The following is a 14,391-nucleotide window of genomic DNA, read 5'->3' as shown; positions in this document are numbered from 1 at the left end:
GCCTTGCCGCAACCCCGGGAGTGCGCTATATCTTTAAGAGGAGCAAGGGAACCCGTTCGGTCACGATGGCCGGGCGGGTTCCTTTTTTGCGTCCGACAGGGCCATATCCGACAGGGTCGCGTCCAGCAAACCCGCGTAGGAGTCCACATCGATGAACTCGGGGTCGGCGTGAACCGAAATCGTCACGGTGTCACCGAGACCGTGCACGCCGTGCGTCAGATGCATGACCGAGCCGAGAGCTGGGAAGCCTGCGGTGAAACGCACCGGGCCGCCGCCCAAGGTCAGATCCGCCGGGCCGCGGTGCACGCTGGAGATGACGGTGTGGCCCGAAACCTGTTCCGGGAGTTGATTTATCGGATATCCGGTCACGTCACGGTGTAGCAGCGGAGCGGGCAGGGCGGCGGTCGCGGCCGACTGGGCGTCCTGGAGCGGGTGCTCCGCGCGGGTTCGGCGGGTGATCAGCTCGGCGGCTATGCGGGCGGCGCGGTGGTGCGGATCCGGCTCGCCGGTGCACAGGTCGATCGAAAGGTCGCGATAGCTGTTGCGGGTCATTTCATCAGCGGCAACCGCCATGGGGATCTGGGCGCGCAATTCGCCGGTGGGGTGGCCGCAATCCACAAGGTAGCGCTGCATGGCGAGGGAGATCGCGGTCGCGGCGACAGTTGTCACGGTGAATCCGGGCACCTGAAACTCGGCTGCGTCACGCACGAGCATGCGGACGGCGTGCGAGGAGGGTTCCGCTCCCCCGCCGTTGAAAGCGTTCGGCGCCACGGTCGGAGGGGGCGGTGGGATCATGCCCGCCGCCGTCAGGTCGGACAGTTCGCGCTGCGCGCGGGCAGCTGCCACACCGCGAATCACGGTGCGCGCCAAATCGATCGGAATCCGCGGAAGTGCGCGCGCGGCGGCAGACCAGCCTGTCATCCCGGCATGCCACGAAGGGAGTGACGGGGGCGGGGTGTCGGCGGCGGTGTCGGTGAACAGGGTGCGGGCGATTTCTGCTGCGCGGCGGCCGTCGGTGAGGGCGTGGGAGAGCTGGAGGACCGCGACCAGGGCCGGTTCGCCGGGATCGAAGCCGGGGGCGTTCGAGATATCGCGGAACAGGTGCAGTCGCCACGGGCGGTGTTGCGCTTGCACTCCGGTGTTCAGGAGGTCGCCGAGGGCGGTGGTGAGGTTGGCCCAGGTCGCTTCGGGGAGGTCGTGGACCAGGCACTGCTCGTCAATGAATTCGCAAGGCGCCCAAATCGGATACGCAATGTTTGCAGGAGTATCCAGCACGTGTACCAGCAAATCCGGAATGCGAATGATTCGGCGGGACAGCGTTTCACGCAGTTCCGCTGTGGGTACTCCCGTGTCCGCGAAGCAGTAGAGCAGAAACAGATCGTTTCGCGTGCGGGCGGACAGCCAATACATGGTGGCGTCCCGGGGCGCCAGGGAATTCACTCCGGGAGCCTATCGAAAGCGGGTACGGCCCAACCCCTCCGGGTGCTACCGTTTGTAGTAGAAGCCTTAGTACTCTCCCGGGGGCGGGGTGACCGTAATGGCAACTCGAAATCGGATCGGCGATTCCGTCGCGCGTCAGGCCGATGAGGCCGACGAGCGATATCAGGCGGCCGCGTTCCTCAAACGCTCCATCAACAAGGTCTTTCCGACGCACTGGTCGTTCCTGCTCGGTGAGATCGCGCTGTACAGCTTCATCGTGCTGCTGCTGTCCGGCGTCTATCTGACCTTGTTCTTCGACCCCTCCATGTCCGAGGTCGTCTACAACGGGTCCTATCAGCCCCTGCACGGCGTCACCATGTCCCGCGCCTACGAGACCGCGCTGGAGATCTCCTTCGACGTGCGCGGCGGACTCTTCGTGCGCCAGGTACACCATTGGGCCGCACTGCTTTTCACCGCCGCCATGATCGTGCACCTGTGCCGTGTCTTCTTCACCGGCGCGTTCCGCAAACCGCGCGAGGCGAACTGGGTGATCGGCGGAATCCTGCTGATCATCGCCATGTTCGAAGGTTTCTTCGGCTACTCGCTGCCCGATGATCTGCTGTCGGGCACCGGGTTGCGCGCCGCCTTCGCCGGCATTCCGCTGGGCACGCCGATCATCGGAACCTGGCTGGAATGGCTGATATTCGGCGACGAATTCCCCGGCACCATCATCCTGCCGCGGCTCTACATCGCGCACGTGCTGCTGTTCCCGGGCATCATGCTGGCGCTCATCGTCGCGCACATCGCGCTGGTCTGGTACCAGAAGCACACGCAGTACCCGGGGCCCGGACGAACCGAACGCAATGTCATCGGCACCCGCATCGTGCCGGTGTTCTCGCTGGACCAGGGCGCGTACTTCGCGTTCACGCTCGGCGTGCTGGCCATCATGGGCGGCGTATTGCAGATCAATCCGATCTGGAATCTGGGGCCCTACAACCCGTCCCAGGTCTCCGCCGGCACGCAGCCCGACTTCTACATGATGTGGACCGACGGATTCCTGCGCCTGTTCCCGGCCTGGGAGCTCTACATCTTCGGCCACACCGTGCCCGGCGCGTTCTCCGTCGCGGTCATGATGCCGCTGATCTTCGGCCTGCTCATCGGCTATCCGTGGATCGAGAAGCGGCTCACCGGCGACCGCGTGGCCCGGCACAACCTGCTGCAGCGGCCGCGAGATGTGCCCGTGCGCACCGCGATCGGGGCCATGGCGCTCATGTTCTATCTGATTCTCACGCTGGCCTGCGTCAACGACATCATCGCGCTGCAGTTCCACATCTCGCTCAATGCGACCACCTGGTTCTTCCGCATCGCGCTGCTGCTGGCGCCGCCGCTGGCCTACTACGCCGCCTACCGACTGTGTCTGGGATTGCAGCGCAGCGACCGGTCGATTCTGGAGCACGGCGTGGAAACCGGTGTGGTGCGGCGACTTCCGCACGGCGAGTACATCGAGGTGCATCAGCCGCTGGGCGGCGTGGACGAGCACGGGCATCCGATTCCGCTCGAATACCAGGGCGCGAAGGTGCCCCGGAAGATGAACGAGCTCGGCGCGGCCGGGCGGCCCGGCAGCGGGACGTTCTTCCGCGCGGACCCGCCGGAGGAACGCGATCAGAATGCCGCCACCGCACGGGAGGCCGAGCATCAGCAGCTGGCGGTGCTGCGCCGGGCGCAGGAGAACGGCGCTTCCGGCAACGGGCATCACCCCTAGGCCGTCGACGCCGCATACGCAGCGCTGAACCCAGCGAAAAGCCCCGAGTCCGCAGCGGCTCGGGGCTTTTCGTTCGGCGCGATACAGCCTACGACCCAACGTTCTCCGGAACGGAGAGCCGGCTCACGCGCGCCGGAATTCCCCATCGGATACGCCCGCGACGAAGGCGTCCCACTCGCCGGGGGTGAACGCCAGAATCGGGCCGCGGCCGTGCTCCTTGCTGTCGCGCACCGCCACGTTTCCGTCGGTCAGGAACGCGACCTCCACGCAGTTGCCATTGGGGCCGCTGTGTTTGCTCTTACGCCAAACGGCGCCTGCCAAATCCACCTTCACGGTACTAGCTCCTTTGCTGCATCAAGCATGAGATCTTGCTGGCATCGATCTTGATTCAACGCGGGTTCCGCCGATTCGCGGATCCTCGGGTCAGCCCGGGGTTACACGCAAACCCTCCGTGCGACCCATTCTCTGCACTTCACGATGGGAATGCACCCCCTATGGCTCTTCCCGCGCTAAACACTAGCAGGGTTCGTCAATAGGAGATCGCATTCTTTCGTTTTCAACCAGCAAATACCCGGCAAGGTTAGCCAGCTATTTATTAGCAGAAAAATAGCCCGACTTCGAAAGCCGCGAATTATCAGAAGCCGCAATTTTGCTGTCGGTCCCATAGCGCAACTCCTAGCGATCCCGTCGCCCACGGGCCCCGGACGGCATCGGGGATCATGGAGGGCATGGCCGAGCACGCGCAGAACGATCTCGAACGGGACCGAGACGACGCCGGGCGTGCCCGGAATGCCCGACCTCGTGACCGGTTTGGACGACCCCTCCCATTCGGCAGTGCCGGCGTTCCCCGCATTCCCGACGATCTGGACCTCCCGCCCGAAGAGACCCTCGACTATGCCCAGCGGCTGCTCGACGACGGCCTGGCCTTCAACGCTCACGAAGTCCTGGAGGCCGCATGGAAGAACGGCCCATTCGCCGAACGGATGCTGTGGCAGGGTCTCGCACAGTTCGCCGTTGGGCTGACCCACATTCAACGTGGCAATCCGAAGGGCGCGCGCACCCTGCTGGAGCGAGCGAAGCACCGGATCGAGGCCACCGACCCCATCCCCTACGACATCGACGGGCCCGGTTTGATCGCACACGCGGACCGGCTGCTCGCCGCACTGGCCGCGGAAAAGCCCATCGACCCGGCCGAACTCCGTCCCGGCCTGCGCATTCACTGAATACGCACAACCACTGGTGACCCACACTCTTTGTGTGCGCCCGCAATATTGCGAAGGACCGGCGGCGGTGCGAAGGATGCGAACGTAGACCCCCTGCCTACGATGGACGGGCCATGCCCACCGACGCCCCGCGACCCCAGCAACCCGGAAACGGGCGGTACGCGCCCAGCCCGTCGGGAGACCTGCACCTGGGCAATCTGCGCACCGCACTGCTCGCCTGGCTGTTCGCCCGCAGCACCGGACGCGGGTTCCTGATGCGCATCGACGACCTCGACCGTGTGAAAACCGGCGCGGCCGAACGGCAACTGGAAGATCTCGCGGCCATCGGACTGGACTGGGATCCGCCCGTGGCACGGCAATCCGAACGCCTCCCCCTATATGAAGAGGCCATCGAACGGCTCACGGCCGCCGGGCTCACCTACGAATGCTTCTGCACGCGAAGGGAAATCCAGCAGGCCGCCACCGCGCCACACGGACCCATGGGCGCGTACCCGGGCACCTGCCGCGACCTCACCGACAGCGCACGCGCCGCCCGCCGCGCCGAAGGACGGCCCGCCGCACTCCGATTGCGCGCCGCCGTCACCGAATTCGAGGTCACCGACGACCTGCACGGCCCCTACCGCGGCGCCGTCGACGATCTGGTGCTGCGCCGCGGCGACGGCATCCCCGCCTACAACCTCACCGTGGTGGTCGACGACGCCGAGCAGGGCGTCGACCAGGTGGTGCGCGGTGACGACCTGCTGCCCTCCACCCCACGCCAGGCCTACCTGGCCACCCTGCTCGGCCTGCCCGTGCCGCAGTACGCACATGTGCCACTGGTCCTCAATACCGCCGGGCAGCGGCTGGCCAAACGCGACGGCGCGGTCACCCTGCGCGACCGTCTCGCCCTCGGCGAAACCCCCGAACACATACTCGGAATACTCGCCCGATCACTCGGATTCGCCGCCGTCACCGATCCGGCACAGTTGACAGCGGATTTCCGCCCGGAAAACCTTCCGAGAGAACCTTGGAGACTCGATCCGGACGGGTTGTTGCAACCCACGTGATGTCCGTAACGTACGCACTCGACTAGAGACCCCCAACGAACTCGAACGAGGACGGCAACTAATGACAAGCGGTGGGTACGACCCCAACCAGTATCCGCAGGGCGGCGGACAGCCGTACCCGTCGAACCAGCCGTACGGGCAGCAGCCCTACGGTCAGCAGTCGGATCCGTACGCGCAGCAGCAGCCGCCGCAGTACGGGCAGCAGCCCTACGGTCAGCAGCCCGACCCTTACGGCCAGAAGTCGGACCCCTACGGCCAGCAGCAGCCGGGCTACGGTCAGCAGCAGCCCGGTTACGGCCAGCAGCCGGGTTACGGTCAGCCGCAGTCCGATCCGTACGCGCAGCAGCAGCCGCAGTACGGCCAGCAGCCCTACGGGCAGCCGCCGCAGTACGGTCAGCCGCAGCAGCCGTACGGCCAGCCGGGTTACGGCGCACCGGGATTCGGTGGCGGCGCGTTCCCGGCCGATGTGTGGATCCGCCTCGGCGCCCGCGTCATCGACGCAGTCATCGCGGGCATCGTCATCTTCATCATCAATCTCGCGATCACGGCCGTGATCGGCAACGGGATCGGCGCCAGCTTCGTCACCTCGCTGCTCGGCTTCGGCCTGTGGGTGGGCTACTTCGTGTTCCTGGAGTCCTCGCAGGGCGCGACCCTCGGCAAGAAGCTGCTCAACCTGCGCGTCGTGGCGCCCGGTGGCGGTAACCCCGACCCCCGGACCGCGTTCATGCGCAATGCGTGGCTGCTGGCCAGCATCATCCCGTGCCTCGGCTCCCTGGTGACCATCGGTCTGGCGATCTACATCGCCGTCACCATCGAGCAGGACCCGAACAAGCAGGGTTGGCACGACAAGCTCGCCGGCGGCACCCAGGTCGTCAAGGGCTAGAGACAGCACGAAAGCGGGTGCGCATCCAACCGGATGCGCACCCGCTTTTTCGTTGGCGCGGCAGTAGCTAGTACGAACCCGACGACACGCCGACCGCCACCAGCAGCCAGAAACCAACCGAGATCACCACACCGGCCACGCCGACCCACAGACCGGCCAGCGCCATGCCCTTGCCGTCCTGCCCGGACGTCTTGGTCTGATTCCAGCCGATGACACCGAGAATCAGGCCCACCACCGAGATGATCGGGATGAACAGGCAGAAGAACACCGACAGCAGACCGATCAGCGAGGTCACCAGCGAGGCGATGGCCAGGCCGTTGGTGCCCATCGTCTGCTGCGGGTAACCGTAGGGCTGGTAGCCGGAGGCACCCGGATACGGCTGCTGATAACCCCCTGCGGCGGGCTGCTGATAGCCGCCGGACGAATACCCGTAGGGCGCCGGGGCCGGCGCGGGCGGCGGATACGCGGCGGCCGGATTCGACGGGGAGGACGACTGCCCGTACGGCTGCTGGCCGTAGGGGTCCGACTGCTGGCCGTACTGCGGCTGCGACGGCGGATTCGACTGTGGCTTTTGAAGATTCGGAGCGGAAGAGTAACCGGCGGGTGGCGGTGCGGGCTGCTGCGGCGCCGAACCGGAAGATGGCGAATCCGGCGACACGCCTTCACCGCTGTACTGCTTCCACCACTCGTCGGAATCACCGGGATTCGTCATTTGCCCAGCCTATTCCACCAGGCAGGGCTACCGGTATCCTGTTTCATTCGTGAGTGATGCACTATCTCCGGCGGAGACCGCCGACACTGGACGCCCCGCTTCCGAACACGCGGCATTCGCGAAGGCGGCGGGGGGTTATTACACACCGGTCGTGGTTCTGTTCACGGCAGTTCTGATCATCTCGAACATCTGCGCCACCAAAGGCGTTCAGTTCTTCACCTCGTTCGCCGAGAACCCGGTGAAACTCGGCCCGGTCGAGATCCTTCCGCTCTCCCTCGACGGAGCGTTCTTCCTGTTCCCGCTCGCCTACATCATCGGCGACGTGCTCAGCGAGGTGTACGGCTTCAAGGCCGCGCGGCGGGCCATCTACATGGGCTTCGGCATCCTGCTGCTCATGCTCGGCTGCTTCTGGATCGCGATCGAACTGCCGCCGGCGACGTTCTATCCGAACCAGGAGGCGTTCAGCGCGGTGCTCGGCACCACCTGGCGGCTCGTGATCGCGGGGCTGGCCGGGTACTTCGTGGGCGAGATGCTGAACTCCGCGACGCTGGTGGCAATCAAGGAGCGCACCCGCGAGAAGCACCTGTGGGCCCGGCTCATCGGGTCCACCGTGGTGGGCGAATTCGGCGACACGCTGATCTTCTGCGCCATCGCCGCCGGGGCCATCGGGATCACCACGTGGGGCGCGTTCTTCAACTACCTGATCGTGGGCTTCGTATGGAAGACCCTCGCGGAGGTGCTGGTGCTGCCCATCACCTACTGGGTGATCGGGTTCCTGAAGCGGAACGAGCCCAGCTACGCGCCGGTCGAGACGCCGGCGCTGAAGAGCTAAAGCTGTTGGGCCGCACTCGAAGTCAGAGATTCGGGGCTTTGATGCGGCCCTTCCAGCCGCCCAGGAAATCGCGCTTGTAGTCGTCGAAATATCCGCCGTCGATGCTTTCGCGAATGCGGTCCACCAGGCGCACGGTGAAACGCTCGTTGTGAATCGTGCACAGGGTGGCCGCCAGCATTTCCTTCGCCTTGAACAGGTGATGGATGTACGCGCGGGTGTAGTTCTTGCAGGTGTAGCAGTCGCAGGTTGCGTCGATGGGCGTGAAATCGCGCTTGAAACGAGCGGTATTGATATTGAACCGGCCCTCGTCGACGTAGAGCGCGGCATTGCGGGCCACGCGGGACGGGTTCACGCAATCGAAGGTGTCCGCGCCATTCTCCACCGCCGTGAAAACGTCCTCGGGCTCACTGATTCCGAGCATGTGGCGGGGTTTGTGCTCCGGCAGTTCGTCACAGCACCAGCCGACGATGGTGCCGAGATTGTGCTTCTCCAGTGCGCCGCCGATGCCGTAACCGTCGAAATCCGTTCCGCCGTCGCCGCGTAGCGCTTCCAGATCACGACAGGCCTTGCGGCGCAGGTCTTCGTACTGCGCGCCCTGGATGACACCGAACAGCGCCTGATACGGGCGGTGGCTGCGCGCCGCGGTGAGCCGCTCGTGCTCGTCCAGGCAGCGCTTGGCCCAAAGCCGCGTGCGCTCCAGCGACTCCTCTTGGTAGCCACGGGTATTCATCAGAGTGGTGAGCTCGTCGAAGGCGAACATGACGTCCGCGCCCAGCTGATGCTGGATGCCCATGGACACCTCGGGGGTGAAGCGGTGCTTCGAGCCGTCCAGGTGGGAGCGGAAGGTGACGCCGTCGTCGTCGACGTGCGCGAGACGCTCCTTGCCCTTGGCAATCACATCGTCGCTCTGCACGCCGACGGCCTCCATGGCGAGGACCTTCCTGAAGCCGACGCCCAGCGACATGACCTGGAAGCCGCCGCTGTCGGTGAAGGTGGGGCCGTGCCAGTTCATGAACTGCGCCAGGCCGCCGCCCTCGTCCACGATGTCGGGGCCGGGCTGCAGGTACAGGTGGTAGGCGTTGGCCAGCAGCGCCTGCGAGCCGAGTTCTTTCATGGTCTCCGGCAGTACGGCCTTGACCGTGGCCTTGGTACCGACCGGAATGAACGCGGGGGTGGCGATGTCGCCGTGCGGGGTGCTGATCACCCCGGTGCGACCGTGCCGACCCTCCAGCCGGGTACCGACCTTGAACGAGAACTCGGAAGACGCAGACACGACTCCCATCCTCTCAGGACGGCACCCGGGCGTTGTGAGGGCCTAGCTCTTGCCGAGGGATACCGCGTCGGGGTCGGGCAGATCGAGACCCTCGCCCTCGCCGTCGGTGATCGCCGCGGAGAACTGGGCGTTGTAGAGCTTGTAGTAGGCGCCGCGGTCCTTCAGCAGTTGGTCGTGGGTGCCCTGCTCAACGATCTTGCCCTTCTCCATGACCACGATGGTGTCGGCATCGCGGATCGTCGAAAGACGGTGTGCGATGACGAAACTCGTGCGGTCGCGGCGCAGCGCCGCCATGGCGTGCTGCACCAGCAGTTCGGTGCGGGTGTCGACCGAGCTGGTGGCCTCGTCCAGGATGAGGATGGACGGCTTGGCCAGGAACGCGCGCGCGATGGTGATGAGCTGCTTCTCGCCCGCGCTGACGCCGGAACCCTCCTCGTCGATGACGGTCTCGTAGCCGTGCGGCAGTGCGTGCACGAACCGGTCGACGTAGGCGGCCCGCGCGGCCTCGAGGATGTCTTCCTCGTCGGCGTTCGGATTGCCGTACGCGATGTTCTCCCGGATGGTCCCGCCGAACAGCCAGGTGTCCTGCAACACCATGCCCATGCGCGAGCGCAGCTGATCGCGGCTGATCCGCGTGATGTCCACGTCGTCGATGGTGATCGCGCCGTCGTCCACCTCGTAGAACCGCATGAGCAGGTTGACCAGCGTGGTCTTGCCCGCACCCGTCGGCCCGACGATGGCCACCACGTGCCCGGGTTCGGCGACCAGCGACAGCTTCTCGATGACCGGCGTCTCGGGTTCGTAGCGGAAGGACACGTCCTCGAAGGCGACCCGGCCGCGCGTGATCGGCCGCGCATCCTCCTCGGCCGGATCCGGGATCTGCTCGTCCGCGTCCAGGATCTCGAAGATGCGTTCGGCCGAGGCCACGCCCGACTGCAGCAGGTTGATCATCGACCCGATCTGGGTGAGCGGCTGGGTGAAACCGCGCGAGTACTGGATGAACGCCTGCACCTCACCCAGCGACAGCTGCCCGCTCGCCACCCGCAGACCGCCGACCACGGCGATGAGCACGTAGTTCAGGTTCCCGAGGAACATGATGGCGGGCATGATCAGGCCGGAGATGAACTGCGATTTGAACGACGCCTGATACAGCTTCTCGTTGGTCTCGTCGAATTTCTCGCCGACCTCGCGCACCCGGCCGAAGGCGGTGACCACCTCGTGCCCGGTGAACGCCTCCTCCACCTGCGCGTTGACCGCGCCGGTGTACTTCCACTGATCCACGAAGTGCGGCTTGGAGCGCTTGGCGATCTGCGCGGTCACGATGATCGCCAGCGGCACGGTGAGCAGCGCGATCAGCGCCAGCAGCGGCGAGATCCAGAACATCATGGCGAGCACACCGATCACGGTCATCACCGAGATCAGCAGCTGGGACATGGTCTGCGACAACGACTGCGCCATATTGTCGACGTCGTTGGTGACGCGGGAGAGCACGTCGCCGCGCGCCTGCGAGTCGAAGTAGCTCAGCGGCAGCCGGTGCAGTTTCTCCTCGATCTCGTCGCGCAGGCGCTTGACCGTGCGCTGGATGACGATATTGAGCAGGAAGGCTTCGAACCAGCCGAACACCGAGGCGCCGACATACAGTGCGAGAACCAGCGCGAGCACGTGGCCGACGGCCGTGAAGTCCACGCCCACACCGGGAATCACGTGCATGCTGGCGAGCATGTCGGCGAAGGTGTCGTTGCCCGACGCCCGAGCCGCCTCCACCACCTGGTCCTTGCTCGGCGGCGGGACGCCCGGCGGCAGGTCCTGGCCCAGCTGCTTGCCGACCACACCGTCGAAGATGAGGTTGGTGGCCCGGCCGAGCACCTGCGGGCCCAGCGTGTTCAGCACCACCGAGGTGGCGGCGAGCACGAAAATGATTGTGAGATAGAACTTCTCGGGCGCGAGTCGGCGTAGCAGCCGCTTCAGTGACGGGCCGAAGGACTTCGCCTTGGCATCCGGCGCGCCGGGATTCGGTGCTCCGGGCCTCATCGAACCTCCTCCGCGCTGAGCTGCGATTCCACGATCTCGCGGTATTCGGAGCAGTCCCTGAGCAATTGGTCGTGCGTGCCGAGCCCGACGATCGCGCCGTCCTCCAGCACGAGAATCTGATCCGCGTCGCGGACCGTCGAAATGCGCTGCGCCACAGTGATTACAGCGGCCTCACGAGTCTCCGGCCGCAGGGCGTCGCGCACCCGGGCGTCGGTGGCGACGTCGAGAGCGGAGAAGCAGTCGTCGAACAGGTAGATGCGCGGTTTGCGCACCAGTGCGCGGGCGATGGCCAGGCGCTGGCGCTGACCGCCGGACACCGTCGTACCGCCCTGTGCGACAGGGGTTTCCAGGCCCTGCGGCATGTCCCGCACGAAGTCCGCGGCCTGCGCGATCTCCAGCGCGTGCCACAGTTCCTCGTCGGTGGCGTCCGGTTTGCCGTAGCGCAGGTTCGAGGCCACGGTGCCGGAGAACAGGTACGCCTTCTGCGGCACCAGGCCGATCTGCTCGCGCAGCAGTTCCAGGTCGAGGTGGCGAACATCGGTGCCGCCCACGGTGATCGAGCCGTCGGTGACATCGATCAGGCGGGGAATCAGATTGATCAGCGTGGTCTTGCCGGCGCCGGTCGCACCCACGACAGCGGTGGTCGTACCCGGTTCGGCGCGGAACCGAATCCCGCGCAGCACCGGCTTTTCCGCGCCCGGGAATCTGAATTCCGCGAACTGGAAGTCGACCACGGCCGGATCACCCTGGAAGGGCTGCGGCAGGCGCGGCGGCTGCACCGAGGATTCGGTGTCCAGCACCGCGCCGATGCGCTCGGCCGACACCGCGGCGCGCGGGGCCATCATGGCCAGGAACGAGGCCATCATGACGGCCATCAGGATCTGCATGATGTAGGACAGCAGCGCGGTGAGCGCGCCGATCTGCATCTCGCCGCGGTCGATGGCGTGGCCGCCGAACCAGATCACGGCCACCGTGGTGACGTTCGAGATCAGCATGACCGCCGGGAACATGAGCGCCATGTACCGGCCGACATACAGCGACGCCTCGGTGAGCTCGCGGTTGGCGATGCCGAAACGCCAGGTCTCCTGCCGTTCCCGCACGAACGCGCGAACCACTCGGATGCCCGTGATCTGTTCGCGCAGAACGCGATTCACCGAGTCGATGCGGGTCTGCATGCGGCGGAAGCCGGGCACCATGCGGCTGATGATCAGCGTCATGGTGAGCGCCAGCGCCGGGACGGCGACCAGCAGCACCCAGGACAGGCCGAGGTTCTCGCGGACCGACATGATGATGCCGCCGACGCACATGATCGGGGCCATCACCAGAATGGTGGCGCTCATGACCATGAGCAGCTGCACCTGGTTGACGTCATTGCTGCTGCGGGTGATCAGCGAGGGTGCGCCGAACACGCCCACCTCACGATCGGAGAAGGTGCCGACGCGGTGCAGCAGGGCGGCGCGCATGTCGCGGCCGGCGCTCATGGCGGCCTGTGCGCCCAGGTACACCGAGGCGCCCTGGGCGACGATCTGCACGATGGTCACGGCCAGCATCCACAGGCCGGCGGTCCAGATGTAGCCGATATCGCCCTTGGTGACGCCGTCGTCGATGATGTCGGCATTGAGGCTGGGGAGATAGAGCATGGCGATGACCGAGACCAGCTGTAGCACGAGGACACCCGCCAGCTGGGCGCGATAGGGCGCCAGGAAAGTGCGAAGCAGTCTGATCAGCATGATGTTCGAAGGCTACCCTCGATCGTTTGCGGCGAGCCCGAACTTTTCCGGGCGTGTGCCCGGCCCCGGGCACGATATGAAACATACTGACTTCAAACGATCATGGTCGGCCGGACGGCCGAAATCTCAGGAATCCTGAGGAGAAACCCAAAGGTCAGCGAATGTCCGGGCGGTCCAGGTCCTGCCACTCGGTGGCGATATCGCGAGCGGCCGAATTCGGGCGGCGAGTCCACGCGTCCGGATCGTGCAGCAGCTCATCCAGGAACGACGGCAGCAGATCGTGCGCGATATCGGCCACGGACACCCGCTCCAGCACCGAACGGATATTCACGCGCAGGCCGATCCACACCCGCTGCAGAGGTTCGGCCGCGCCGCCGTAGTGCACATCCTCCGGACGCTGCCCGCGCACCGACGCCAGCGGACCCTCCACGGCGCGAATCACATTCGCGATGCTGATGTCGGCGGCCGGACGGGCCAGCCGGTAACCGCCGTCCGGACCGCGGCGGCTGGTGACCAATCCGCCCTTGCGCAGATCCGCGACGACGGACTCCAGCACCTTCGGCGGAATGTCCTGGGCGGCGACGATCGCGTCGGCCTTCACCGAATCCGGTTGCGCCTTGGCGATTTCGACCAGCGTGCGCACCGCGTAATCGACTTTCGCGGTGATGTGCACTGTCCCGCCTCTCCCGGTCTATCGGTTCACAATTTCTATCACTCCGGATCGAGCACTCCGAGCGCGGCATTCAACAGGACACGCTCGATCACCTCCGGGGACGTGTCGGGCATGTGCTCCTGTGAGGTGAGGGCGACGCTGAGCACCTGCATGGCGGCGGCCGCGCGCAGTTTGCGCTCCTCGTCCGCGCCGGGGCCGGCGAGCCATTCGCACATGCGGCGGTGCATGTCGAGCATGTCCGGATAGCGGTTGTTGCCCAGGGCATTCACGATGGCGACGGTGTCGCGCATGCACAGCACGCCGGCGGCGCGGTGGTGCAGGCCCGCCTCCAGATGCGCGGTCAGCACCGCGCGGACGGCATCCGGGGTGTGCTCGCGGCCGTCGAGGCTGTCGACCAGTGCGCGCATGTCGTCGAAGATCGGTTCGATGATGGCGACCAGTAGGTCGACCTTCGAGGCGTAGTGATAGTAGAGCGACGCTTTTGTGATTCCCACCGCATCGGCGACCTCGCGCAGGCTGCTCTGTTCGAAGCCCTTGGCCGAAAACAGCTGGATAGCAGCCTCTCTGATCGCGTCTTTGGTGCTTCTACCTGCGACAACTGCTCCTTGGGCTGCTCGGCCGGTCATTGGGTCATCCTCTCACCACCTCCTGAGGAAGCGATCAACACCACTTAAATCGAGGTTGTTCCTCCACTTCCCGGCTCGGTAGTCTACCTACCGCACGGTAGGCAGAAATTCGTGGAGGCGGGGAGCATGCAGGGCTCCCGCGGCAGAGCTGCCTACGCGTTCACACCCTTGAGTTTCAGAA

Annotated in this window: 13 protein-coding genes; 5 read left to right on the top strand and 8 right to left on the bottom strand. The window is 65.8% G+C overall.

Annotation, left to right across the window (positions count from 1 at the left end; translation table 11 throughout):
* Positions 1-60: 60 nt before the first annotated feature.
* A complete protein-coding gene (locus tag H0264_RS02445) occupies positions 61-1,440 on the bottom strand; it encodes a wax ester/triacylglycerol synthase domain-containing protein (protein WP_181582449.1) in 1,380 nt (459 codons plus the stop codon).
* 97 nt (positions 1,441-1,537) lie between these two features.
* On the opposite strand from H0264_RS02445, the gene qcrB reads away from it, so the two are divergent.
* Positions 1,538-3,181 (top strand): cytochrome bc1 complex cytochrome b subunit, encoded by a 1,644-nt coding sequence (qcrB, locus tag H0264_RS02440; protein ID WP_181582448.1) that lies wholly within the window; start codon positions 1,538-1,540, stop codon positions 3,179-3,181.
* Between the two features lie 123 nt (positions 3,182-3,304).
* Here the strand turns inward: qcrB and H0264_RS02435 are convergent, their stop codons facing one another.
* Positions 3,305-3,514, bottom strand: coding sequence for a DUF397 domain-containing protein (locus H0264_RS02435; RefSeq protein WP_181582447.1), 210 nt, complete (start codon positions 3,512-3,514; stop codon positions 3,305-3,307).
* Positions 3,515-3,909: 395 nt separating this feature from the next.
* Between H0264_RS02435 and H0264_RS02430 the strand changes: the two genes are divergently transcribed.
* From H0264_RS02430 to H0264_RS02420, 3 genes are all read left to right on the top strand, one after another.
* Positions 3,910-4,404, top strand: coding sequence for a DUF309 domain-containing protein (locus tag H0264_RS02430; RefSeq protein ID WP_181582446.1), 495 nt, complete (start codon positions 3,910-3,912; stop codon positions 4,402-4,404).
* Positions 4,405-4,517: 113 nt separating this feature from the next.
* On the top strand, positions 4,518-5,450 hold the full coding sequence (gene gluQRS / locus H0264_RS02425; protein WP_181582445.1) for a tRNA glutamyl-Q(34) synthetase GluQRS: 933 nt from the start codon (positions 4,518-4,520) through the stop codon (positions 5,448-5,450).
* A gap of 61 nt (positions 5,451-5,511) precedes the next feature.
* Entirely contained in the window at positions 5,512-6,333 is an 822-nt protein-coding gene (locus H0264_RS02420; RefSeq protein WP_181582444.1) for an RDD family protein, read from the top strand.
* 67 nt (positions 6,334-6,400) lie between these two features.
* On the opposite strand, the gene H0264_RS02415 is transcribed toward H0264_RS02420, so the two are convergent.
* Positions 6,401-7,045 (bottom strand): DUF4190 domain-containing protein, encoded by a 645-nt coding sequence (locus H0264_RS02415; protein ID WP_181582443.1) that lies wholly within the window; start codon positions 7,043-7,045, stop codon positions 6,401-6,403.
* 49 nt (positions 7,046-7,094) lie between these two features.
* Here H0264_RS02415 and H0264_RS02410 point away from each other — a divergent pair, with 49 nt between their 5' ends.
* On the top strand, positions 7,095-7,877 hold the full coding sequence (locus H0264_RS02410) for a queuosine precursor transporter (protein ID WP_181582442.1): 783 nt from the start codon (positions 7,095-7,097) through the stop codon (positions 7,875-7,877).
* 22 nt (positions 7,878-7,899) lie between these two features.
* On the opposite strand, the gene tgt is transcribed toward H0264_RS02410, so the two are convergent.
* From tgt to H0264_RS02385, 5 genes are all read right to left on the bottom strand, one after another.
* Positions 7,900-9,159, bottom strand: a complete 1,260-nt coding sequence (tgt, locus tag H0264_RS02405) for a tRNA guanosine(34) transglycosylase Tgt (RefSeq protein WP_181582441.1) — start codon at positions 9,157-9,159, stop codon at positions 7,900-7,902.
* A 33-nt stretch (positions 9,160-9,192) separates the two neighbouring features.
* Positions 9,193-11,181 (bottom strand): ABC transporter ATP-binding protein, encoded by a 1,989-nt coding sequence (locus tag H0264_RS02400; RefSeq protein WP_181582440.1) that lies wholly within the window; start codon positions 11,179-11,181, stop codon positions 9,193-9,195.
* Positions 11,178-12,911, bottom strand: a complete 1,734-nt coding sequence (locus tag H0264_RS02395; RefSeq protein ID WP_181582439.1) for an ABC transporter ATP-binding protein — start codon at positions 12,909-12,911, stop codon at positions 11,178-11,180. The genes H0264_RS02400 and H0264_RS02395 overlap by 4 nt, the downstream gene beginning before the upstream one ends.
* A 154-nt stretch (positions 12,912-13,065) precedes the next feature.
* Complete coding sequence (locus tag H0264_RS02390) at positions 13,066-13,584, bottom strand: RrF2 family transcriptional regulator (RefSeq protein WP_181582438.1); 519 nt, start codon at positions 13,582-13,584, stop codon at positions 13,066-13,068.
* A 38-nt stretch (positions 13,585-13,622) separates the two neighbouring features.
* Positions 13,623-14,210 carry a TetR/AcrR family transcriptional regulator gene (locus H0264_RS02385; protein ID WP_181582437.1) on the bottom strand — a complete coding sequence of 196 codons (588 nt, stop codon included), beginning with the start codon at positions 14,208-14,210 and terminating at the stop codon, positions 13,623-13,625.
* Positions 14,211-14,391: the final 181 nt, after the last annotated feature.

The organism is Nocardia huaxiensis, from assembly GCF_013744875.1.
Taxonomy (GTDB): domain Bacteria; phylum Actinomycetota; class Actinomycetes; order Mycobacteriales; family Mycobacteriaceae; genus Nocardia; species Nocardia huaxiensis.
This window is presented reverse-complemented; position numbering and strand designations above follow the sequence as displayed.